Origin of the sequence: Leptospira kanakyensis (assembly GCF_004769235.1) — a bacterium.
GTDB classification, from domain to species: domain Bacteria; phylum Spirochaetota; class Leptospiria; order Leptospirales; family Leptospiraceae; genus Leptospira_A; species Leptospira_A kanakyensis.
Genome location: NZ_RQFG01000004.1, coordinates 1 through 606 on the forward strand (window position 1 = coordinate 1; position 606 = coordinate 606).

At 30.2% G+C, this 606-nt stretch carries 1 protein-coding gene; it reads left to right on the plus strand.

Going from position 1 to position 606, the window contains the following annotated elements; genetic code table 11:
• Nucleotides 1-109: 109 nt before the first annotated feature.
• The gene (locus EHQ16_RS00645) at nucleotides 110-586 is read left to right on the plus strand and encodes a PIN domain-containing protein (protein WP_135638807.1); all 477 of its coding nucleotides are present in this window, start codon (nucleotides 110-112) and stop codon (nucleotides 584-586) included.
• The last annotated feature ends 20 nt before the right edge of the window (nucleotides 587-606 follow it).

Below are 606 nucleotides of genomic sequence, written 5' to 3' on the forward strand. Positions count from 1 at the left end.
TTAGATCTAAAAACTTTCATGCAGAAAATCTCACGCGACGGAATACCTGTTATTGATTACGATTCCGATGACCTAGATTCCGAATTATCTCTGTTAAAATAGAACAAACTTGATAATAATTGCTGACTCTTCTCCCCTTATTTCATTAGCAATTATTAATAAATTACATCTTTTAAATAAAATTTTTCAGGAAATCATCGTTCCATTCTCCGTTTACGAAGAAATTGCACAAACAGATAAAAAATTCAGTATCATATTACAAGAATGGACTAAACCATTTATAAAAAAATGTAACAATATTGAGGCCTTTAAAGCCTATAGACTTTCATTAGGAAAAGGTGAATCAGAAGCTATCGTCTTATCGAAAGAATTTAAAAATAGTATTCTATTACTTGATGATAAAAAAGCCAGAAAAGTAGCTAAATTAGAAAATCAAAAAGTCATAGGAACTATCGGAATTCTTATATCCGCAAAAGATAAGGGATTAATTTCAGAAATTAAAAGTTCACTAATGCTTCTAGAAGAACATGATATCCATCTTTCCAAAGCTTTAATAGAAAAAGCATTAGAAATTACTGGCGAATAAGCGACTGCGTGTAACAGCGT